The sequence below is a fragment of the Bdellovibrio sp. HCB-110 genome (assembly GCF_047323225.1).
GTDB lineage: Bacteria > Bdellovibrionota > Bdellovibrionia > Bdellovibrionales > Bdellovibrionaceae > Bdellovibrio.
In genome coordinates this window covers 2963117-2983317 of the sequence record NZ_CP178750.1, presented here as the reverse complement: position 1 = coordinate 2983317, position 20201 = coordinate 2963117, and the positions used below count along the sequence as shown (strand labels likewise).

Sequence of the window (20201 nt, the reverse complement as noted above, 5' to 3'; positions counted from 1 at the left end):
TGCTAAATTGCTATTCATGAAGCGAGGTTTTAATAGCAAAGGAGCACTCTATGAAAATGCCAGATATTGGACTGGGAACTTTCCGCTTAAAAGGGGAGGACGCTTTTAATTCTGTGAAGCAAGGTTTGGAACTTGGTTATCGTCACATTGATACGGCGCAAATTTATGATAACGAAGCCGAGATAGGAAAGGCCCTGCAACAAAGTGATGTGCCGCGGGAGAATATTTTTATTACGACGAAAATTTGGACGGACAGTCTGGAGAAAGAAAAACTTCTTCCAAGTCTGCATGAAAGTCTTCGTAAACTTCAAACATCTTATGTCGATTTGACTTTGATTCACTGGCCTTCACCCAACAAAGAAGTGCCTTTGGAAGAAACTCTTCAAGAATTGATGAAAGCCAAAGAATTAGGTCTTACAAGAGAAATTGGAATTTCCAACTTTCCCATGAGCGAAACTAAAAGAGCCCTTGAAATTGTCGGAGCAAAAAATATCTTCACGAATCAGGTCGAAGTTCATCCATTTTTGCAAAATCGAAAATTGATAGAATTTTGTAAGTCACAAGGCGTCCACATCACGGCTTATATGCCTTTGGCCTATGGCAAAGTGATGAAGGAGCCAACGCTGCTCTCTCTAGCTGAAAAGCATAAAGTGTCTGCGGCTGATGTGGCACTGTCGTGGTTGTTGGAGCAAGAGTTGGCGGTCATTCCTTCTTCGACGAAAAAAGAAAATTTACAAAAGAATCTCAAAACACCTCGTCGCTTTCTTTCTAAAGAGGATATGGCGGCCATAGCGGCTTTGAATAATGGAGAAAGACTGGCAAATCCAGGGTTCGCTCCCGAGTGGGATGTGTAAAATGCCTTTAGCATTATTTGCATTAACAATCAGTGCCTTTGCAATTGGCACAACGGAGTTCGTGATCGTCGGCCTGTTGCCGACAATTTCGAATGATTTACAAGTCAGTCTTCCTTCAGCGGGATTGCTGGTCAGTCTTTATGCTCTGGGTGTCGCCGTCGGTGCTCCGGTTTTGACAGCTCTCACCAGCAGATTTTCGCGAAAGAACCTTCTGGTGGGGCTGATGGCGTTGTTCACTGTCGGAAATATTCTTGCGTGGTTGTCACCAAGTTATGGAGCTTTGACGGTCGCTCGAATTTTGACGGGCCTTGCTCACGGAGTTTTCTTCTCAATTGGTTCGACAATTGCGGCAAGTCTTGTTGCCAAAGAAAAGGCTGCGAGTGCTATTGCCATTATGTTCACAGGATTGACCGTCGCCCTTGTCACAGGTGTGCCACTTGGAACTTTCATAGGTCAACATTTTGGCTGGAGGGCTACGTTCTTGGCGGTGTCTCTTCTGGGGGCGATCGCGTTCTTTGGAAGTTTGTTCCTCATTCCTAAGAATATCGCGCAAGCGGCGCCTGCCAAACTTAGGGCGCAAGTGAAAGTTTTAAAACAACCGCGACTGCTTTTGGTATATGCAATGACGGCCTTGGGGTATGGAGGTTCCTTTATTGCCTTCACATTCCTTGCTCCGATTCTGCAAAAAATCACGGGGTATTCAGAAAGCGCCGTCGGACTTGTTCTTCTGGTGTACGGGGTGTCTGTCGCTTTCGGAAATATCTGGGGTGGAAAGCTTGCAGATAGACTTGGACCGATCAAGGCCTTGCAGATGATCTTCTTAGGACTGGCTTTGGTGTTGTTTGTTTTTACTTTCACGGCAAGCTCAAGCATCGCCTCTTTAGTGACAATTTTGCTCTGGGGAGCTGTCGCTTTCGGAAACGTTCCTGGTTTGCAAATTTATGTTGTGCGCCAAGCGGAACGTTTTGCACCAGAGGCTGTGGATGTGGCTTCGGGTTTAAACATTGCCTCTTTCAACTTGGGTATTGCATTTGGTGCGTGGGCTGGTGGATTGTTGGTGGAGCGATTTGATTTGATGACCACACCTTGGGTGGGAAGTTTGATTGTTTTGGGGGCCGTCGGATTGACGACTTTAGCAGGCTACTTGGATCGTCGTGATCCTGTGGGCGCGCAGTCTATTTCCGGTATCAGTCATATTCCGATGCATTGACGCAAAAGCGGGGCCTTGTTATCTTGCAACTCTGCACTGAGGAGTGATCATGGGGCCCCAAAAAAAATGGTGGAAAGAATCTGTTGTTTATCAAGTTTACCCACGCAGTTTTATGGACTCCAATGGCGATGGCGTAGGTGACTTGCCCGGGTTGACCTCGAAACTTGATTACCTTAAACAGCTTGGCATCGACGTGATTTGGATGTGTCCGATGTACAAGTCGCCTCAAGACGACAACGGTTACGACATCAGTGACTATCAAGATATTCATTTCGAGTTTGGAACCATGCAAGACTTCGAGACTCTTTTGTCCGAAGTTCATAAGCGTGGTATGAAACTCTTGATTGATCTTGTTATCAATCACACGAGCGACGAGCATCCGTGGTTTATTGAGTCGCGCTCTTCCAAAAACAATCCTAAAAGAGACTGGTACATCTGGCGCGATGGTAAGAACGGCAAAGAGCCCAACAACTGGGAAAGTATTTTTGGCGGTTCGGCGTGGAAATACGATGAAAAAACGGATCAGTATTTCATGCACGTGTTCTCGGCGCGACAACCGGATTTAAATTGGGAAAATTTAGAGATGCGCCAAGAGGTCTATAAAATGATCCGTTGGTGGTTGGATAAAGGGATTGATGGTTTCCGCATTGATGCGATCAGCCACACGAAAAAAGAACCGGGTCTGGCGGATATGCCCAATCCTCAAGGTTTGGAATACGTTCCTTCTTACGACAAACACATGAATGTACCGGGTATTCAGGAATACATCACGGATCTTTGCAAAAATACTTTCGTTCACTACGACATTATGACAACAGGGGAAGCCAACGGAGTCTCTGCTGAAAATGCAACAGAATGGGTTGGTGAAGAGCAAAAGAAATTCAATATGCTGATTCAGTTTGAGCACGTGGGATTGTGGGATGCAAATCCTGAAAAGCGCATCGACGTTTTGAAGGTCAAAGAAGTTTTCGGACGTTGGCAAAAACAGTTAGAGAACAAAGGGTGGAACGCTCTCTTCGTAGAAAACCACGACGTGCCTCGTATTATTTCAAAATGGGGAGACAGCAAAAACTATTGGCGTGAAAGTGCGACGTCCATTGCGGCGATGTACTTCATGATGCAAGGAACTCCGTTTATCTATCAAGGCCAAGAAATCGGTATGACGAATACTGTATTTAACGGACCTGAGGATTTTAACGATGTTTCTGCTAAGAATCATTTTGCGATTCGCAGAAAACAAGGAGCCAGTGACGCCGAAATCACAGCGGAGTTGGCAAATGGTTCTCGCGACAACGCGCGAACGCCTATGCAGTGGAGTGCGGGACCAAGTGCAGGGTTTAGCACTGGCAAGCCTTGGTTGAAGATCAATCCGAACTTCAAAGAAATCAACGTGCAAAGTCAGCTTAATGACTCTAAATCCATTTTCAATTTCTATCGTTCTTTGATTCAAATTCGCCGCGATCATTCTGAATTTGTCTATGGTAGTTATGATCTTGTGATGGCTGAAGATCCCCAAGTGTATGCCTATACAAGAACACTGAATGGGGCGCAGATGTTGGTGATCTGCAATCTCACGGGTAAAAATGCGAAGTATGCAGGTCCCTTGGTGCAGTCTCAGAATCTGTTGCTCGCAAATTATGATGTGCCTAAACATCCTGATCTAAATCACTTTGAACTGCGGCCCTATGAAAGTCGTATTTACAGAGTGAAATAGCTGGCAAAGGACATGGCTTTAATAATTGGGCCACCAAAGAATCAGACTTATCATGGAGATACAGGAGGATTTATGGCGTCCCCAAAAAGCGATAAAGAAAGTGTGTCACACAAGCTTGGCGATAAAATTGAAAAAGTAGGTCGCAAGATTTCTGACAAGGCTCCCAAAACCGGAAAAGTCATTCACGATTTAGGCGATAAAATTGAACACATGAGTGATAAAAAGAATAATCCTAATAGACGTTAATGGAAAAGTAGGTCTCCCGATAAAGTGAGACCTACTTTTTTGTATTTTACGGGCCACATTCTGCCGTAAATGTTTCCCATTCTCTGATTTGTGTCGCATCGGTGTGAATGGTGTCAGTAATACGTCCGCCTCCACCCACCGCAGTCACATAATTTCCGCTGATTGTTTGAATCGCGTACTTATCATAACCAAGAGAAATAAATTTGAATTTCTCCCAAGCTTGCAATTGGGTTGCGTCAGAGTGAATGACATCTGTGATCCGTCCGCCACCACCTACGGCCGTCAAGTAATAGCCCTTCACAGTTTTAAGCCCGTAGTTAATGATCGAGCCGCCATCGCAGGAATCAATCAACGTGAATTTCTCCCACCCTCCGATTTTGGTGGCGTCGGTATGAATAACGTCGGTGATTCGCCCTCCGCCGCCGACGGCAGTTAGGTAGTGACCGTTATAGGTTTTAATTGCGCAGGTGATCGGCCCATTGCAGGCCAGTGCTGATGATCCCACGCCGAGCATTCCGAATAAGATAGATAAAATAAAAATCTTTTTCATTGGAGTCTCCTTGGGTCTTTAAAGATCCCCATGTCTTTATGACATACCAACGGAGGATCACATTCAATACTCGAAGGCAGAAGCTGTTAGGATAGTGTCAAAATCAAATCATTCGACATTGGATCTTTGGTGAGAGGTTGACGATTGTCGGGGACGCGCACGCGCTTAAACTGAGTTTCACTTCATTCCGTTGACCTGAATAAATACTTTGCCAGCCCATGGATCAGTTTCATACTCATCAGTAAAAGTAATCGGAATAAAATATTTAGATACTGAAAGACCGACCTGAAAATTCAGGTTCTTCGAAGAGGCGATATGGTGAGTGTATCCCAGAGTGGTCGCGGTAAGCCACTCGGGACGGTCCGGATTCTCGGAAGCGACAAACAACTGAATAGGCGCTCGTTGTAAGACCTCTATTCTTCCCCAAAATGTCATGGGCTTTTTATTGAATGCAAATTCCTCTGTGATGGAACTTAAATTAGGAATAAGATTGTAATTTTCTATACGCCCATAAATAAGTGTATTGAAGGCTTTCCATGATTCAGACACAGCCCATTCGTTATAGAAGGATGCGGAATATCGTCGATAAAATTTAATCTGTGTCTCATCATGTTCTGGTTCATTGATGTACGCGAATGAAATCAGGCCTAACATTTTTTCACTCAATTGATAGCCCACTCTTGTCGCAGCAGAGTCTAAGGGACCAAGGCGAAGTTCCACCGTATCAGGTTCTGGTTCTGCGCCGTGAAAAGCAGAGATTTCAAACGAAATCTTTCCTAAATATAAAGCAGAACCCAAAACAGTGCTGGAGATATGACCCACATCTTGGCCGATGTGATGTCCTAAGGGAGCATCAGGATTTACCATTCCCGTATTTCGATGCATGAATGCAATGGGACCTTCTGTTGTTTGACCGCGCGGAGCAAAGAAAAATTTTGCATGATTCTTTGAGCTGTCATTCCAACGATAGGTATCGCTGATAGTGAGTCCCATAATGGGTGATGAATGAGGATGTTGAGCATCAATATAGGGTTCACCATCTTCATTTTTTTCTCCGATTTGAAGGAGCTCAGGATATCCCTCTTTGGGATACGTCCATTTTTCAAATGTTAGCATTAAATTAAAATTTAAAGTGTGGCGAGATTGAGAGCTTTTTTGATAATCGAACATCAACATGTTTGGAGCGGCAAAGCGATCCTCTCCTCGGGGACCTTCTTGCGTGATGCCGACTAAAAAAAGATTTCCATGAATAATAAAGTGTTCAGATGTTTGTTCTTGATTTGCGAGCCTGAAGCACATTCCAGTAAGAAGATCGAGACTCTCATCAGGGTTGCAAAATAAGGATGGAACACTCGAATGTTCCATAGCCTTATGGTTGTGATCGTGCATTTCTTGGGCAAAGACTTCCTGAGACAATGTAATTGTAATGATGGCAAAAATAAACGCCAGAATTTGCATAATTTTTCTCCGAGGTTAGGTTAGCAAAACCTTCGGAGAAAAAGTTATCTGTAAGTTTGCATAAATGTTTTACGAGAAACTTGGTTTGGCAACAGCCAGCCAAATAGCCACGATCGCAAGGGTGACAAGCAGAGTGCCGGTGACAGAGACCCATTGCGGTTTTTTTCTCATCACTAAAAGAAGTGGAATCAAAGCGATCCAAATGTAGAACTTGATATTGGCCCAAAGCGGAAAGTTTGCATGCATGCCAAGAATATTAACGAGGCCCACGGCGCTAACCAGAACGCACAGCCAAGAAACTCCGTGCAAAGCGTAAGCGATCTTACGAGTTCGAGCACTGAAGTTCACTAAAATCATTCCAAAGCTGAGAAACAGGACTACGATGCTCGATAAATGAAAAATCTTAAGAAAAAAATAGTTCATGCAGGGGCTCCTCTCATTTAATTGATAAGAGCAGCCTAGGACCTCAAGTTAACTTGAGGGCAAGAGAATTTATAAAAGGTGAGCACCTGCGCCGCGACGGGCTAGCTTGTCGTTTTGATTTCTTAACGGGCAGTCTTTCATCGAAAGACATCCGCAACCGATGCAACGATCCAATTGATTGCGCAGGCGCTCAAGCAATTTAATTCGGGAATCCAACTCAGCCCTCCAAAGTTTCGAGAGCCGTTGCCAGTCGGCTTCTGTGGGTTTGTGTTTCGTCGGAAAGCTCTTAAACATGTTCTGGATTTCTTCCAAGGAAAAACCAAGTTTTTGCGCAACTTTAAGAAGCGAAAGAATGCGCAGCATGCCGCGAGGGTATTGCCGTTGATTTTGTTCATTTCGAAAAGCGAACAAGAGTCCTTTTGCTTCATAGAAATGGATTGCCGAAATGGCCACGCCGCTTCTTTTGGCTAGTTCGCCCACCGAAAGAACTTGTTTAACCTCGCTGTCTTCGCATTTTTTCATTAGGACCTCAAGTTAACTTGAGGTTTTAGGAGGGGCGTAACAGGAAGTCAAATCCCATTCTAGACCAACTAGTATATCCTAACATAGGATGAGTTTATTTCTGATGAGGATTTATGCGTTTTGTGCGAACGTTTATCTGGGTTTTAATTATTTCTGGTGTTCTCGCTATAGGGGGATTTATGACAGTGGGATGTTCTTCGTTCGGTACTTTGCCGTCCGATGAAAGTGTCGAGACTTATCACGCCTCTCCAAATTACGACATGAATAGAAAAACTTTCGTCAATCGAAGACCTGCCATTCTCGATGAAATGCGCAAGAGAACATTTACTTTTTCAGGAATCAAAGAGTGGCTCTTGGGCGGCGATGCGGACCGCGTGCCAAGCACTGTTCTTCCCGATGTTAAGACGGACTTCGACCTTTTCAAACAACCTGCGGAAGATTTGAAAGTCGTTTGGTTCGGGCATTCTAGTGTGTTGATGAATTTCGATGGGAAGACTCTTTTGTTGGACCCGGTTCTTTCTCATTCAACGGGGCCTTTTGGGTTTATGAAGAGGTTCCAGAAACCCGTGATTGAATTTTCTGAGCTTCCTCCTATTGATGTTATTCTTATTTCTCACGATCACTATGACCATCTTGATATGGATACAATCAAATTCTTTAAGGATAAAAAAACGCGCTTTATCGTTCCTTTGGGAGTGGGTTCTCATTTAAAAGGATGGGGAATTGGCGAAGAGCGAATCAAAGAATTGGATTGGTGGCAGAGCGCTCGATTTGAAGACATTCAAATTATCGCCACTCCAGCGCAGCACTTTTCGGGCCGAAGCTTTGGCAATCAGAATAAAACCTTGTGGGCGTCTTGGGTGATTCGCAACGACAAACACAATGTCTATTTCTGTGCAGACTCGGGATACGATACTCACTTTAAGGATATCGGAGAAAAGTATGGGCCTTTCGACCTCGCCTTCATTGAAAACGGACAGTACAATGAGAAATGGCGGGAAGTTCATCTGCTTCCTGAAGAATCCATTCAGGCTTACCACGATCTAAAGGCGAAAAAATATTTTCCGATTCATTGGGGCATGTTCAATCTGGCATTGCATTCGTGGTATGAGCCCATTGAAAATACGGCAAAAGCTGCCGAGAAAAACAATATTCATCTTATTGTTCCAAAAATCGGGGAGCTTGTGACAGTCAATAATGATTACATCACAAGTTACTGGTGGAAACAGATGTTCAATGCGAAACAAAGCCCCTAGCTAATGCGGGGCTTTGTTTGTATTCCATTAGATGTTGGACATGTTCAAAACAAAGCGATAACGAACATCACTTTTTAAAACACGTTCGTAAGCGACATTGACTTGGTCCGGATTGATCAACTCGATTTCAGGAGTGATGTTGTGCTTAGCACAGAAGTCCAACATTTCTTGAGTCTCTTTAATTGAACCAATCACAGAGCCTGCGTAGTTTCTTCTCATCATAATCAATGAGAACGGATGGATAGACAGAGGCTTTTCTGGAGCCCCCACAGAAACCATTGTTCCGTCGAGCTTCAACATCCCAAGATATCCTGCCATATCCAAATCCGCAGAAGAAACCGTATTGATGATAAGGTCGAAAGAGTTGGCGTTATCACGAAAAGCTTCCGGAGTTTTCGTTAAAACAAAGTGATGTGCCCCTAGCTTTTTTGCGTCTTCACGTTTGCTTTCAGAATGACTTAACACAGTCACTTCGGCACCCATCGCGGCTGCGATTTTCACGCCCATGTGTCCAAGACCACCAAGACCCATGATCGCTACTTTTTTGCCGGGACCTGCTTTCCAATGGCTTAAAGGTGAGTACAAAGTAATCCCCGCACAAAGAAGAGGAGCAGCTTTATCCAGAGGTAAAACATCAGGAATGCGTAAAACGAAATCTTCATTAACCACGACGACGTCGGAATATCCGCCTTGTGTGACAGCAGATCCATCGCGCTCCATCGAGCCGTAAGTCATTGTGTTTCCGTTAAGACAATATTGTTCTAATTCTTGTTCGCAGTGAGCACACTCGCGACATGAGTCCACCATGCAGCCGACGCCGACATGATCTCCGACTTTGTATTTAGTAACTTTTGAACCTACAGCGCGAACGACGCCGGCGATTTCATGTCCAGGGACCATGGGGAAAGCGGAGCTAAATCCCCACTCATCACGAGTCATATGAATATCAGAATGGCAGATGCCACAATATTTGATATCGATGACGACATCGTGTTCTTTGGGATCACGGCGTTCAAAAGAATAGGGTGCAAGGGGCGTTTTTGATGTGAAGGCAGCCATGCCTTTTGCTTGAATCATAAAGTCTCCTTTTTTGACGCTTTAAGAATACCCTCGACCAGTATTAAGAAAAATGGCATCTTACTTTATGTGCTATTAAGAATTACTTAATAATGTAGAGGGCGAACATCGGGGGAATTGATGCAAAACGATCAACTGGACGGATTGCTGGCGTTGAAACTCGTTGCAGAAAAACGAAACTTTACAGCGGCTGCAAATGAACTAGGCATCTCTGCCTCTGCTGTGAGTCAGGCAATTAAACAACTTGAAGGTCGTTTGGGTGTGGCACTTTTGAATCGAACCACACGCAGTACCAGCCTCACGGAAGCGGGAGATCGTTTCTTAACTCAGGCGGGACCTGCACTGGAGCAAATTTTATTGGCTCTTAACGATGTCGGTACTTATGCTCAAAAACCGTCAGGGCTTTTGCGTCTGAACATGCCTCGACTGATTTATCCCACATATCTAGCTCCGCTGATTGTGAGTTTCAGAAAAAAGTATCCAGAAGTTTCAGTGGAGCTTTTTTTTGAAGATGCAACATCTGATGTCGTTGAAAGTGGTTTTGATGCAGGAATTCGTCTGTCGGATGTCTTGGCTAAAGACATGGTGGCTATGAAATTGATGGGACCTATTCGCTGGGTCACGGCCGCTTCACCAAAGTATCTGAATAAAGCGGGTCGACCCAAACATCCCAAGGATCTTCTTGGGTTTGATTGCATTGTTTCTCGAATAGCGGCGGACCGCCTTTATGATCGTTGGGAGTTTGAAAACAAAGGATCTGATTTTCAAGTTCAAGTGAAGGGGAGTTTGATCTTGAATGATTCTGTTATGACTTTGAAAGCGGCCATGGATGGACTGGGAATCATGTACGCCAGTGAAGATGCCATCAAAGACAAAGTGGAATCCGGAAAGCTTGAGATCATTCTTAATCAATACGCAGCGACCAGTGCCGGCTTTTATCTGTATTATCCAAAACGCTCGCAAGTTTTGCCAAAACTGCGAGCGTTTATTGATCACTTAAAATCCGAAGGTGTCGAGTAACTTACAAGAGTGGATGAATTCTATTCTTGATAAAGATATCGACGAAGCGATTGTTGTTCACTCCTAGAATGATGATCTCTGCGGGACCTAAGGTTATAATCGCAGACTGAGCTGTTCCCTTGTTCTCAGGATAAAATAGCAAGTTGAGCGTCGCAGTGATTTGAGTTCCGCCAACCAAAAAATCAGCCTGTGTATTTGGAGGAAGAGTAAAAACTTTTTGCTCTTGGCTGAGAACTGCTTGAGTGATCACTTCGACCTTTGAATTTAATAGGGTGCGCTCGAGGAGTGCAGCTTTTAAACTTCCTAGAAATGTTCGTTTTCCATTTTTATCCAAACCAAAAACTTCTGCAAATGTATCAGTGGTATTGTCGCCAAGAACGATTTGCAGACAGTGTGTTTCCTTAGGAGCTTTAAGCCATTGCAATGAGGCCTGTGAAACTTCACAGGATTTATAGTTATCCACGGCATTAAAGACAGGCATAATACCTTGAGCGAAGGCGAAACCAGTTTTTGATTTTAGAACAGCCGCTTCTGGCAATGATTCAGACATGAGATTTAAGGCCGCAGGTCTGTCTGGAATTCCAGTCATTGCGGCAAAGTCACCGCTTAAGTGAGGAACTCCGAAGACGTGTCCAAGCTCGTGAGCTAAAACAAGAGACAAGCGTCCTGGATTTTTCCAAACATTTTCAATCCAGAGAGATTTTGTTTTGTCACCAGCGACATAGATAAAGCCTTTCGCTCTTAATTGGACAGAGTCGTAATTCGTGCGAACGCTGAGTGCGACCACATCATGTTTTCGTGATTGAACATATTGCGCTTGTTGTTTTTCGAGGGCTCCTTCGCCAAGAACAAATCGTAAATGTTCCCGACCATCACAAGGTCCTTCGCTGAAGAGAGGAAGGAAAAGAGGCAGAGCATTTAAGCTCTTTGAAGTGCGCCAATTATTTTCTTGAAATTCTGTGTGCCAAAAATCGAGAGCTTTTTGAAGGCTTGCGTGAACTTCGTTTGACGAAGCAGAAAAAGACGAGTCATCAATTTTAAGGCAGTAGCGAATCTTTGGCGTGTTAATGACGAACCAAGGATTGCGTGCATCACCAAGAAGATCTCCTCCGGAAGAAATCCAGGGTCCCGCAAAAATGGGAAGAGAGACAAAGAGACAGATCGGCAATAGCAGCAAAGTGCGAAGTTTTGTAAGACTCATGACAGACCTTCCTTTAATCAGGTTTGTGATAGAGTTGCCCTCAGGTGGACGGCAACTCTATTCTTAAAAATAAATTACAAAGTGTACTGGCAGAATTCGCGAAGATTGCTTTCAACTGTGTAGGACTCCGAAGTCATCATATTTTCCATACGTTTGAAGGTCGTTGAAGTGTTCACCTTTGTAGGGATTTGGCCAGGCGCAGCGAGAACTGCCGAATAGAAATACTGAAGTTCTGTACCGCCATTCACAAAGTGAATGATTTCATCTGCGTGACCTGACCATCCTGGAAGATTTGTTGGACTTGAAACTAATTGGCCAAAAGGAAAGAAACGATTGTTGATTTGAATGGAGTGACAACCATTTTGAACGATGGACAAAGAAGCTTGGCGCGTAAGTCCTCTGGAATCTTGGCATGTGCCTCTCCAGAAACCTGTAAAGGTTGTGTGTGCTTGAGCTTGGAATCCAAGAAGAGAAACTAGAATTGTGGCAAATGCAAAACGGCGAATCATAAAAACTCCTTTGTGTTAGTGGTTCCGTATTAAAGTGGCGGAACGATGAGGATCACTATAGGAGTGATTGGTGCTGTTTTCTGCAACAATCTAGTGCAAAAACAAAGGTATTGTTATACCAAAAGTATCCATGAACACGTTTGAACTGCACGATTACAAAAAGGCTCTGAAGGATAAGCTCAGTTTTCTGAACTCCACACGTTCCAGTCGAAAGATAACAGTCCGTGGAATGGCCGACAAAATTGGGATCCAACACACATATATTTCTCGCGTGTTCAATAATGACGGAGTTCACTTCAACGAAGATCATCTTTATGAATTGGGACATCTCTTGGAGTTCAGTCTTGAAGAGATTGATTATCTTTCTTTACTGCGCTCTTACGAAGTGAGCTCTTCCAAAATCAGAAAAGAGCAGTTGAAGAAAAAGATTGAAAGTATTCGGCAGGAGTATCAGATCAGCGCCAAGCAAAATGGCAGTCGCATGGATACAATAACCAGCGACATGAATCATCTTTTAGACCCGTACTCTGTGGTGATTCTGGCGGCGTTAGCTGTTGATGCATACATGCAAAAGCCAAAACTCTTGGGGAGTATTCTCGGTATTTCAGTGGCGAAACTTAAAGACGTACTGAACAAACTAAAACTTTTGGGATATATCCAATTTGAATCGGAGAATTTCACCGTCACCAATATCAAGATTCCCCACATTCACTACTCAACAGACCATCCATTGATGCGAGCGCATCAACAGCTTATGCGCACGCTCTGTTCCGCGCATCTTTTAAAGGTCGACGATAAAGAAAAGAAATCCTTTATGGTGACCTTCGGTGCCGACGCGGGAGCCGTCGAGGAAATCCGAGTGAAATTTGCTAAATTCCTCTCGGAAATTGAGCCCCTTGTGGTGAATGCAAAAACAGAGCACGCATATCAGTTGTGCTTTGATATATTTGAGTGGTGTTGATTAAAATTTAGCGGGAAATTGTTTAATAATTCCCAGAGCTAACATATCAGCCATCATCAAAGCCTGAGTGTGAACTTTGTCATAGGCAGCAATATCCGCTTTCCAGCGTTTCTTAAGACGGGCAGTGACTTCTTTCGTAGTCAGGTCTAAATGTTCGCGCATCATTTTTTTCATTTCAGGCAGAGGCCAGTTGTCAGGATTGGCTTTGTTTAAAAACGTGGCGATGTCATCAGCATTGGCATACCATTTTTTGATGGCAGCTTTTGCCGCATCGGAATTTCCAGCTTTAAGGGCCGTTATAATTTCTCCCGCAAGAAGAATGTGCTCACGGAGCAGCTTCGTAAGTTCATTCCCCGCAGGAACTCCATAAAATGGAGCAATGGCATTGCCCAAATCCTTTTGATTTTTAAGAAGGCGCTGAGCTGCGAAGTTCGTGTCGCCAAGATTGCCGATAGCACTGATGATATAGACACGCGTCCACGTGATATGATCTTCCCAAAGTTTTCTCATCGCGGAACGGAATTCGCACTGCTTGCTTTGCATATTGAATTCTTCAATAATATCGGGTCTCCAGATGCCAATTCGATCTTCCACTTGTGCCTGAGCCGGTAACGCAAAATGCGATAGAATAAGAGAAACGAAAACTATTTTAGCTTTTTGTAATTTCATTTTTGAACTCCTAGAATTTAGTTGAACGGGAATTCTAGGAGTGAACAAATTTTTCTCCAACGAGAGAAAGCTTGTTTCTTTTGTAGGCATATTTGGTCAGTTGCTGGGTGACACTGGATTTCGTTTTGTTCTTTGATAGTTTCGGTTCTTTTTTCTGCTCGTTCCGGGGAGCCTCGCTTGTAATATTCATACATAAAGAAGACAAGCAAAGCGAGGTACATCATGTATAGTAAAATAAAAATTGGTGGCCATCCGATCCATCCAATGTTGGTTGCATTTCCTATCACATTCTATCTTTTATCTTTTGTTGGATTCTTAGTGTATCAGACCGTGGGCAATGAAATCTTTTGGTATAAGCTTGCATACTTTGCGAATTTTGCTGCCATCGGAACGGCATTGCTGGCGGCTATCCCTGGATTTTTAGATTGGACTCTCGGAATTCCTAAAGGGACTGCGGCGAAAAAGCACGGATTCATTCATATGACTTTGAATCTGACGACTCTCGCTATTTTTGCCATCAATGCTTCGCTGATTTGGGGACAGTGGGATGCGCCCTATGTAGGCACAGGAACAAATATTCTTCTGACCGGAATAGGATCTTTGACTTTACTTGGAGCTGGATATTTTGGCTGGGAGATGATTGCCTACCATAAAGTGGGAGTCGACATGAGTTCTGAGCAAGAACGACTTCAGGATCGCTATGAAAGGGAGGAACCTTTTGTTCCTCCTCACAAACATAAAGAACCTCCGTCGATGTATCACTAGGTTCTCTTGGAGTAGCTTACTTCGCGAGGCAAGCCGCGATGGCGTTTCTGAATGATCTAGAACCGAAAGTCGCCGTGCCAGAGTTGGTGTAGCGTGCACCAGCTTTGACCACGTACTTTGCTTGGCAACCGCCGTGAGTACTGATGCCGACGATCTCGTTTGTGATTTGACTGATGATAGGTGCCCCCCAGCTTCCATAAGAAGTGTCGGCGTCGTGTTCTACGATTTCGGGAATAAGAAAGATACCGGCTTTAACCAGGCGACCATAAGAAACCTGTTGAGCAAAGTTCATGGAATCGCCAAAAGTGTTTGCTGCCACATCACCACTGCGAACGTAGTCTGTATCGTTAAGGGCATAGCCATATCCCACGACACGAATCGGTTCGTAGTTTTGATATTTTCTGTGTGCGACCTGATAGAAACCTTGGACATCACCTGCAAATTTATTTGTGACACGATTGGGTTCAAGCTGCATAACGGCCCATTGAGAGCCGATGCCCTTTTGTTTGAATACAGCAGATCCTTTTTTTACATAATATGTATCTTCAGGAGTGGACGCTTGGGGAATCCCAGCAATAGAAACGGGGGGATTGAATTCAACGTAGTCGCGGTCTTCGGCGCACGCACCAACCGTGATAACGCAGCTACGGCCAACTAGAGTCGCAGCGCAACCTTGGTGCTCACCTTCTTTAGCCAAGCGGCCCACTTTTGAATCAAAAGAAAGAGCACGGTCATCCGTCTTTCCGCAGATATCTGCGTTCGCGAGTGACGTAAAAGCTAGAACTGTAGCAATTAGAAAAAGATTTTTCATTTGGATATCCTCATTGTTCTTGTTTTAGGCAGACTTCTATAACAACAAACAAGAACAGTGGGGATGCAACATTTGGTTGCAAAAGTTGATTATGATCGAAGAATAAAATAAAACAGCTTAGGTCGAACTGCCTTCTGTTTTTGTCATCAGTTTTTGAGCTTCTTCACGAATCCAATCTATGTGAAATTGAACAGTGATGTATTGTCCTCTGTCGATACACAGATTGCGTTCTTCAAGTGGAACTTCGGGATTAAAAAATGTTCTTGAAGCCACACCAACGACGTAAGGTTTACCGTCGACCGTGATGATAGCGGGACCTCCGGAATCTCCTTGGCAAAAACCTTTTCCCTGATTTTGCGAAACGATGAACGTGGGAGATGTATGGACATAAGACACGACATCCAAATCCACGGAGCGAAGGATGCCCAGATTTCCTTTAAACGTAGGACGACCATCGGATCGACCAAAGCCGGCAGCTTGCACTTGAGTTAGATTTAATGAAGGTTCTTTCTCTGGCAAATTTAATATTTCGATCTCGGCAGGAAGAGCCTTCTCTAAGAGGACTAAAGCAAGGTCGTAACTTTTATTTCCTTTTAAATACTCAGGATGGACGACGAAGGAGCTGCTGCGCAAAGCAACGCTTTCTCCCAGATTGTTCTTTAAATACAAAGTGTGAACTGTATTAGGCGACAAAGAGATGCAATGAGCCGCAGTGAGAAGGATGGATGGCGATATCGCGCTCGCTGTGCATTGAGACACCGCAGTTCGCGGTGGGGCATCTTGTTTTTCGATCGTCACGGCGATTTTAAAATTTAGAACCTGTTGATTGAGACGCGAGGTGGGAGGAGCATCCACGCCGCCGACGATGCCTTCTTGATCACCTTGCGATATATCGGGAGGGGATGAGGGAGTCGTTTGTTGGCAGCCCAGCATCGCTAAAGCCAGAAGTAAAAAAATATGTCTCATGTCGCATCTCCAGTCATGTTGCCAATCTCGGGCATTTGTTTTTGCAATTTCTTGCGTTCAATAAGGCCTGAAGCCTCTTGCAAAAATATCCTGCGGAATTGATGCCAGAGCTTGAGGTGTTCGATATTTTTTTGAAAACGCCGTCGCCTGCGAAGTCAGTGTGACAAGGGCGATATCCCGGGATCTGTAAATAAATATTTTTAGAGGTGATCAATTTGAGACGGAACACTCTGTTAAAAATGTTTCCGCGAAAAACACAGAACGGTTCGTATAATCGTGACGTTCATTTGCATCTAGACCTCCGTACTTGGTGCCGATAAATACACCAGGGGGAATACGCATGAAAAAGAGTTTTCTTTTTTATCTCATGGCTTTTTTCTTAATGACGGTTTCTTTTCAAAACTGTTCCCCTCAAGCGGGCTTGCAGTTTGGAATTGATTCGCAAACCGCCTACAGTGTCTATGGTGATCTTCCCGAAAATGCCAAAATTGTCGACCTTCAAGCTCAGGAATCCGTCGAGTATCCTTCCACTCAAGTTGTTCTTGTGGTCGATAACTCCGCGACAATGAAACAGTCTCAGGAAGAGTTGGCGGAGCGCATAGACAGTTTGTTGACGACACTTGCAAATAAAAAAGTCTCTCTTCATATATTTTCGACATCACAGTATACCAGTGCCATCAAAAACAATTATGGAACTCTTAAGAATGGTGTTGAAACTTATGTGAAGTCTTTGGCTGATTTATCACCTTCAGAACCAAATGCGATTATGAATGCAGAGTTCGGTCCCAATCTAAATCCTATTGTTCTAAACCCTACTGATTCTGCATTGGTAAGACAAAGCACTATAGATAAAATAAAGAAATCTATTTTAGCGATGGGCGTGAGTGGCAATGACAATGAGTCGGGATTGTGTGGGATTTTGCAAATGGCTGGCAGAAAACCTCTTTTTGTAAACGCAAATGAGAAAGTTGTGTTCTTTGTCTTAACGGACGAAGACAACTACGCGGGAGGTAAACATTGCAGAGCGGAGCAAGTTTATAACTACGAAAGAACGCAAATGCTTGTCTATCTGCAAACACAAGTGTCCTATTCGTTCACAGCTCAAGGTTATAGAGATGGCGTTGCGACGGCAGAGGAAACCCGTCCCTTCTCTCTTATGGTCTATTCTGTCGTAAAAGGATCTGAGAATTTAAATGGACAAGTCTGTCACAGTGAAGATGAAAAAATGGTTCAGGGGCGAATCAAAAATCTGATTGGTAAAACGAGCGGGATCGGTGGCGTGAATTTTTATTTTAAAAATGCCACTTTGACGGATTGTCATTATAAAGAGATACCAGTCACATACCACTTCACAAAAGAAGAGGGGCTTCTCGACTACTGCAAAAACTCCTACAAAAATTATTCTAATGCTCTGGCATATTTCGCTTCAGCAAGGACGGGTATTTCCGTCAATCAACCTTGTTTGTCGAGCGTGCAAAGCGTTCCGCGAGGGCTTATTCGTGCTAAATACTATCTTGATAACGCGACAGATATTGCTCCTGTATTCCTTTCGGAAATGAATGAATCCTTGGGGGATAAATACTTTATTAGCGTGATAACAAATAAAGAAGGTCAGTCGTGTGCATTGAAGAGCGGGCAGTCTTATGGCTCCGTGTTTCAGCGCATGGAAAAGTTAAACCCTGCAAAGGTGCAGACTTATTCTTTGTGCCCAGGGGATGAAGGTTATAAGACGGCATTTAAAAGGATCGCCGAATCAATTTCATACGTGAGTCAAGAGTTTGACATCCAGGTGCCGGATGAGATGAAGATTCGCGACGTGCTTTTGATCCCGAAAGGTCAAGGAACCTCGTCAGTACAGCTGACTCCGGATCAGTACGAGTTTAAGAATGGTAAGATTAAAATCAACGCGAAACTTTCCGACTTAGACAAGTTGCGCGTCATTATCTTTTAAAAAAACAGCCCGCTCTAAAAAGGCGGGCTGTTTCGTTTCAAGCTTCGCAACTACTCTAGAATGCGGAACAAAGTTCCTTTTTCTGAAAGAATCAATAGATACTTCATCATCGTTTCTTGATGATAGTGAGTAGGATCATTGTATTTCGTTTGGAACTCTACGATGAGCTCATACTTCTTCTCATTGTCCATTTGCACAACTTCGCGAAGAAGAGCTTGTTCTGCGATAGCATAAGCCGCAAGACTCATTTCGCGGTGAGTGCCTTTCAAAATGCTGTCAGGCTTGCTTGTTGTGAACAGTTTATAGTATTTATTCCCCTCATTATCCGCTTGGCGGAAGTCATAATTTTTTGCCGCAAGCTCTTTACGATACTGAGTTGGAATGAATTTTCCGATCTGAACAATCATGGTCTCATACATCTTTCCGGCGCGACTGTCTGCTTTTGCCACTTCATATCGTTTTTGGAAATCAAGAGCGATATTGATCAGGCCCTCACTCGTAATGCTATGACATGGCTGAGGATTTTGAATCGAAGCCAAAAGAACGTCGAAAGTTTCGGTAGACATGGATTTATAAGCTGTCTCTGCGGCACTTCCTGCTCGACTGACATTGTAGCGTTCCACAAGGAAGTTCAAAACAGTCAAAGTATATTCCGTAGAGAGGTACGAGGATTTGCTCGTTTTCAAGGTGTCGATGAATTCTGTCACGTACTTATTGAACTCTTTAATGGCATACTTTTCTTGGATAGATCCTTGCGCACTTCCCTCGATGCGTGCGGCCCATTTCTGAACAGTGTCCAAACGGTCCTTAAGAATCGGGTCGATTTTCTTTTTGCATGCAAGCTCTTCACGTAATGCAAGTTGAGGGGCTTCCTTGTTTGAAATCGCTTTAACATCAAGAGATGCCGGGCCTCCCATAGCTTCGGCCTGAATTTCAATGGCAGCAATTCCGACACTCGAACTCAAATTTTCAGATACCAATGCTTGGTTTGTCGCAGAGATAACAACATTGGTTAGCGCCTTAATAGGAACACGTTCCTGTTTCTCTGTGATAAGATTCGCGGCAATAATTTTAAGACGGCCTACGCTTGGTTTTACTTTTAATTGAGTCAGGGAAGTGGGGCGCACCAAATCTAATATATAGAGACCACCACCAGCTTGGCGTGTGATATCAGCAATTCGGGCCGTGCCTTCGTAGAGCGCAGGCTCCGCCTGTGTTGAAGTGAAAACTTCGTAGGCGTTTTGGTATGAGATATTGGTGTCAGTCTGAGCAATTCCCGAAGTTGAAAGCAAGAGGACAGAAGTTAAAAGGTACACACGACGATCCATTTCGATTCCTTTCTCTTAATTTTTTAAGGTCAGAAGTTCTATGTTGTCTGAGTCGTGATTCTGACCTTTCGTAGAGAAAATCTCGAAGAAAAAGGTGCGTGTTGTGTAAAATCAGAACGTCGTTACAGCGCTGTAAATGATTTGGTCACCGGGGTGTAAAATATTTCTGTTCTCTAGCATTGAACAGAAATGTCCTCATGCGGTAGGTGTTTTCCCGCACATAAAGGAAAAGATGGTAATCTCCGCGAAACTAAGTCCATGTGAGGTTAAGTTATGAGGCATCTTTTTATGTCGTTTCTTTTGTTTGTTTCATTTGAAGCTAACGCAAAAGTGTATCGTTGCAACGACGAGCGCGATAACGCCTACACCGTTTCAATAAATCTTCAGAAGGGTGAAGTTGTTGCGCTCGAAGAAGGCACGGTGATTGACTCTGAAGCCGGAAAGTTTGAATGCTCAACGACTTCTTACGGAAGAGGAGCTATCGGCAACCAAACTCAATGCGACTTTGTCATTAACTCTGGTGAACAACTTGGCAGTATCACAGTCCTTGAAAGTGGCAGAGCTTATTATCAGCTCTATATAGCTGATCGCAACTTCCGCGGCCGTTGCCACTGACGGATTCACGGCAGATGCCGAAGACCCGGCAGGGTGCTCTGCCGATTCTTCGGCAGAAAAACCATCAGATATCATATAGTTAGCAACTATCGCTG

21 protein-coding genes are annotated in these 20201 nt (G+C 44.0%); 10 read left to right on the top strand and 11 right to left on the bottom strand.

Features of this window, described 5'->3' with window-relative positions; all coding sequences use genetic code 11:
- Positions 1-50 precede the first annotated feature (50 nt).
- The 4 genes from dkgB to ACL934_RS14160 all read left to right on the top strand — a co-directional run bounded on the left by dkgB (position 51) and on the right by ACL934_RS14160 (position 4024).
- Positions 51-854: a 2,5-didehydrogluconate reductase DkgB gene (gene dkgB / locus ACL934_RS14175; protein ID WP_374074481.1), complete on the top strand. Its 804-nt coding sequence runs from the start codon at positions 51-53 to the stop codon at positions 852-854.
- Between the two features lies 1 nt (position 855).
- The gene (locus ACL934_RS14170) at positions 856-2064 is read left to right on the top strand and encodes an MFS transporter (protein ID WP_374074479.1); all 1209 of its coding nucleotides are present in this window, start codon (positions 856-858) and stop codon (positions 2062-2064) included.
- Positions 2065-2113: 49 nt separating this feature from the next.
- On the top strand, positions 2114-3778 hold the full coding sequence (locus ACL934_RS14165; protein ID WP_413612506.1) for a glycoside hydrolase family 13 protein: 1665 nt from the start codon (positions 2114-2116) through the stop codon (positions 3776-3778).
- A 72-nt stretch (positions 3779-3850) separates the two neighbouring features.
- Positions 3851-4024, top strand: a complete 174-nt coding sequence (locus ACL934_RS14160; RefSeq protein ID WP_374074474.1) for a hypothetical protein — start codon at positions 3851-3853, stop codon at positions 4022-4024.
- A 46-nt stretch (positions 4025-4070) separates the two neighbouring features.
- Here ACL934_RS14160 and ACL934_RS14155 read toward each other — a convergent pair whose 3' ends face one another.
- From ACL934_RS14155 to soxR, 4 genes are all read right to left on the bottom strand, one after another.
- Complete coding sequence (locus ACL934_RS14155) at positions 4071-4574, bottom strand: fascin domain-containing protein (RefSeq protein WP_374074473.1); 504 nt, start codon at positions 4572-4574, stop codon at positions 4071-4073.
- A gap of 177 nt (positions 4575-4751) precedes the next feature.
- The gene (locus ACL934_RS14150) at positions 4752-6032 is read right to left on the bottom strand and encodes a hypothetical protein (RefSeq protein ID WP_374074471.1); all 1281 of its coding nucleotides are present in this window, start codon (positions 6030-6032) and stop codon (positions 4752-4754) included.
- 69 nt (positions 6033-6101) lie between these two features.
- Complete coding sequence (locus ACL934_RS14145; RefSeq protein ID WP_374074469.1) at positions 6102-6455, bottom strand: hypothetical protein; 354 nt, start codon at positions 6453-6455, stop codon at positions 6102-6104.
- Positions 6456-6524: 69 nt separating this feature from the next.
- Positions 6525-6977, bottom strand: coding sequence for a redox-sensitive transcriptional activator SoxR (soxR, locus tag ACL934_RS14140; RefSeq protein WP_374074467.1), 453 nt, complete (start codon positions 6975-6977; stop codon positions 6525-6527).
- A 113-nt stretch (positions 6978-7090) separates the two neighbouring features.
- Between soxR and ACL934_RS14135 the strand changes: the two genes are divergently transcribed.
- Positions 7091-8233, top strand: a complete 1143-nt coding sequence (locus ACL934_RS14135; RefSeq protein WP_374074466.1) for an MBL fold metallo-hydrolase — start codon at positions 7091-7093, stop codon at positions 8231-8233.
- Between the two features lie 27 nt (positions 8234-8260).
- Here ACL934_RS14135 and ACL934_RS14130 read toward each other — a convergent pair whose 3' ends face one another.
- Complete coding sequence (locus ACL934_RS14130; RefSeq protein WP_374074464.1) at positions 8261-9310, bottom strand: NAD(P)-dependent alcohol dehydrogenase; 1050 nt, start codon at positions 9308-9310, stop codon at positions 8261-8263.
- 120 nt (positions 9311-9430) lie between these two features.
- Between ACL934_RS14130 and ACL934_RS14125 the strand changes: the two genes are divergently transcribed.
- The gene (locus tag ACL934_RS14125; protein WP_413612505.1) at positions 9431-10330 is read left to right on the top strand and encodes a LysR substrate-binding domain-containing protein; all 900 of its coding nucleotides are present in this window, start codon (positions 9431-9433) and stop codon (positions 10328-10330) included.
- Position 10331: 1 nt separating this feature from the next.
- Here the strand turns inward: ACL934_RS14125 and ACL934_RS14120 are convergent, their stop codons facing one another.
- Both ACL934_RS14120 and ACL934_RS14115 read right to left on the bottom strand, forming a co-directional pair.
- Positions 10332-11531, bottom strand: coding sequence for a hypothetical protein (locus tag ACL934_RS14120; protein ID WP_413612504.1), 1200 nt, complete (start codon positions 11529-11531; stop codon positions 10332-10334).
- 74 nt (positions 11532-11605) lie between these two features.
- A complete protein-coding gene (locus tag ACL934_RS14115; protein WP_413612503.1) occupies positions 11606-12040 on the bottom strand; it encodes a hypothetical protein in 435 nt (144 codons plus the stop codon).
- Between the two features lie 130 nt (positions 12041-12170).
- On the opposite strand from ACL934_RS14115, the gene ACL934_RS14110 reads away from it, so the two are divergent.
- On the top strand, positions 12171-13001 hold the full coding sequence (locus ACL934_RS14110; RefSeq protein WP_413612502.1) for a DUF4423 domain-containing protein: 831 nt from the start codon (positions 12171-12173) through the stop codon (positions 12999-13001).
- On the opposite strand, the gene ACL934_RS14105 is transcribed toward ACL934_RS14110, so the two are convergent.
- A complete protein-coding gene (locus ACL934_RS14105; RefSeq protein WP_413612501.1) occupies positions 13002-13670 on the bottom strand; it encodes a glycosyltransferase in 669 nt (222 codons plus the stop codon).
- Between the two features lie 222 nt (positions 13671-13892).
- Here ACL934_RS14105 and ACL934_RS14100 point away from each other — a divergent pair, with 222 nt between their 5' ends.
- A complete protein-coding gene (locus tag ACL934_RS14100) occupies positions 13893-14435 on the top strand; it encodes a DUF2231 domain-containing protein (protein WP_374074460.1) in 543 nt (180 codons plus the stop codon).
- Between the two features lie 16 nt (positions 14436-14451).
- Here ACL934_RS14100 and ACL934_RS14095 read toward each other — a convergent pair whose 3' ends face one another.
- Both ACL934_RS14095 and ACL934_RS14090 read right to left on the bottom strand, forming a co-directional pair.
- Positions 14452-15246, bottom strand: a complete 795-nt coding sequence (locus tag ACL934_RS14095; protein ID WP_413612500.1) for a trypsin-like serine protease — start codon at positions 15244-15246, stop codon at positions 14452-14454.
- Between the two features lie 117 nt (positions 15247-15363).
- The gene (locus ACL934_RS14090; RefSeq protein WP_374074459.1) at positions 15364-16212 is read right to left on the bottom strand and encodes a S1 family peptidase; all 849 of its coding nucleotides are present in this window, start codon (positions 16210-16212) and stop codon (positions 15364-15366) included.
- A gap of 340 nt (positions 16213-16552) precedes the next feature.
- Here ACL934_RS14090 and ACL934_RS14085 point away from each other — a divergent pair, with 340 nt between their 5' ends.
- Entirely contained in the window at positions 16553-18163 is a 1611-nt protein-coding gene (locus tag ACL934_RS14085; RefSeq protein ID WP_413612499.1) for a hypothetical protein, read from the top strand.
- Between the two features lie 50 nt (positions 18164-18213).
- Here ACL934_RS14085 and ACL934_RS14080 read toward each other — a convergent pair whose 3' ends face one another.
- The gene (locus tag ACL934_RS14080; RefSeq protein ID WP_413612498.1) at positions 18214-19491 is read right to left on the bottom strand and encodes a beta-sandwich domain-containing protein; all 1278 of its coding nucleotides are present in this window, start codon (positions 19489-19491) and stop codon (positions 18214-18216) included.
- Positions 19492-19779: 288 nt separating this feature from the next.
- Between ACL934_RS14080 and ACL934_RS14075 the strand changes: the two genes are divergently transcribed.
- On the top strand, positions 19780-20106 hold the full coding sequence (locus ACL934_RS14075) for a hypothetical protein (RefSeq protein WP_374074453.1): 327 nt from the start codon (positions 19780-19782) through the stop codon (positions 20104-20106).
- The last annotated feature ends 95 nt before the right edge of the window (positions 20107-20201 follow it).

Excerpts from the sequence above, each read along its gene's own strand:
- dkgB (WP_374074481.1), top strand. The coding sequence starts at position 51 with ATGAAAATGCCAGATATTGGACTGGGAACTTTCCGCTTAAAAGGGGAG.
- ACL934_RS14145 (WP_374074469.1), bottom strand. The coding sequence starts at position 6,455 with ATGAACTATTTTTTTCTTAAGATTTTTCATTTATCGAGCATCGTAGTC.
- ACL934_RS14160 (WP_374074474.1), top strand. The coding sequence starts at position 3,851 with ATGGCGTCCCCAAAAAGCGATAAAGAAAGTGTGTCACACAAGCTTGGC.
- ACL934_RS14080 (WP_413612498.1), bottom strand. The coding sequence starts at position 19,491 with ATGGATCGTCGTGTGTACCTTTTAACTTCTGTCCTCTTGCTTTCAACT.
- ACL934_RS14120 (WP_413612504.1), bottom strand. The coding sequence starts at position 11,531 with ATGAGTCTTACAAAACTTCGCACTTTGCTGCTATTGCCGATCTGTCTC.
- ACL934_RS14135 (WP_374074466.1), top strand. The coding sequence starts at position 7,091 with ATGCGTTTTGTGCGAACGTTTATCTGGGTTTTAATTATTTCTGGTGTT.
- soxR (WP_374074467.1), bottom strand. The coding sequence starts at position 6,977 with ATGAAAAAATGCGAAGACAGCGAGGTTAAACAAGTTCTTTCGGTGGGC.
- ACL934_RS14155 (WP_374074473.1), bottom strand. The coding sequence starts at position 4,574 with ATGAAAAAGATTTTTATTTTATCTATCTTATTCGGAATGCTCGGCGTG.
- ACL934_RS14150 (WP_374074471.1), bottom strand. The coding sequence starts at position 6,032 with ATGCAAATTCTGGCGTTTATTTTTGCCATCATTACAATTACATTGTCT.
- ACL934_RS14075 (WP_374074453.1), top strand. The coding sequence starts at position 19,780 with ATGTCGTTTCTTTTGTTTGTTTCATTTGAAGCTAACGCAAAAGTGTAT.
- ACL934_RS14090 (WP_374074459.1), bottom strand. The coding sequence starts at position 16,212 with ATGAGACATATTTTTTTACTTCTGGCTTTAGCGATGCTGGGCTGCCAA.
- ACL934_RS14100 (WP_374074460.1), top strand. The coding sequence starts at position 13,893 with ATGTATAGTAAAATAAAAATTGGTGGCCATCCGATCCATCCAATGTTG.
- ACL934_RS14095 (WP_413612500.1), bottom strand. The coding sequence starts at position 15,246 with ATGAAAAATCTTTTTCTAATTGCTACAGTTCTAGCTTTTACGTCACTC.
- ACL934_RS14105 (WP_413612501.1), bottom strand. The coding sequence starts at position 13,670 with ATGAAATTACAAAAAGCTAAAATAGTTTTCGTTTCTCTTATTCTATCG.
- ACL934_RS14115 (WP_413612503.1), bottom strand. The coding sequence starts at position 12,040 with ATGATTCGCCGTTTTGCATTTGCCACAATTCTAGTTTCTCTTCTTGGA.
- ACL934_RS14110 (WP_413612502.1), top strand. The coding sequence starts at position 12,171 with ATGAACACGTTTGAACTGCACGATTACAAAAAGGCTCTGAAGGATAAG.
- ACL934_RS14130 (WP_374074464.1), bottom strand. The coding sequence starts at position 9,310 with ATGATTCAAGCAAAAGGCATGGCTGCCTTCACATCAAAAACGCCCCTT.
- ACL934_RS14085 (WP_413612499.1), top strand. The coding sequence starts at position 16,553 with ATGAAAAAGAGTTTTCTTTTTTATCTCATGGCTTTTTTCTTAATGACG.
- ACL934_RS14165 (WP_413612506.1), top strand. The coding sequence starts at position 2,114 with ATGGGGCCCCAAAAAAAATGGTGGAAAGAATCTGTTGTTTATCAAGTT.
- ACL934_RS14125 (WP_413612505.1), top strand. The coding sequence starts at position 9,431 with ATGCAAAACGATCAACTGGACGGATTGCTGGCGTTGAAACTCGTTGCA.
- ACL934_RS14170 (WP_374074479.1), top strand. The coding sequence starts at position 856 with ATGCCTTTAGCATTATTTGCATTAACAATCAGTGCCTTTGCAATTGGC.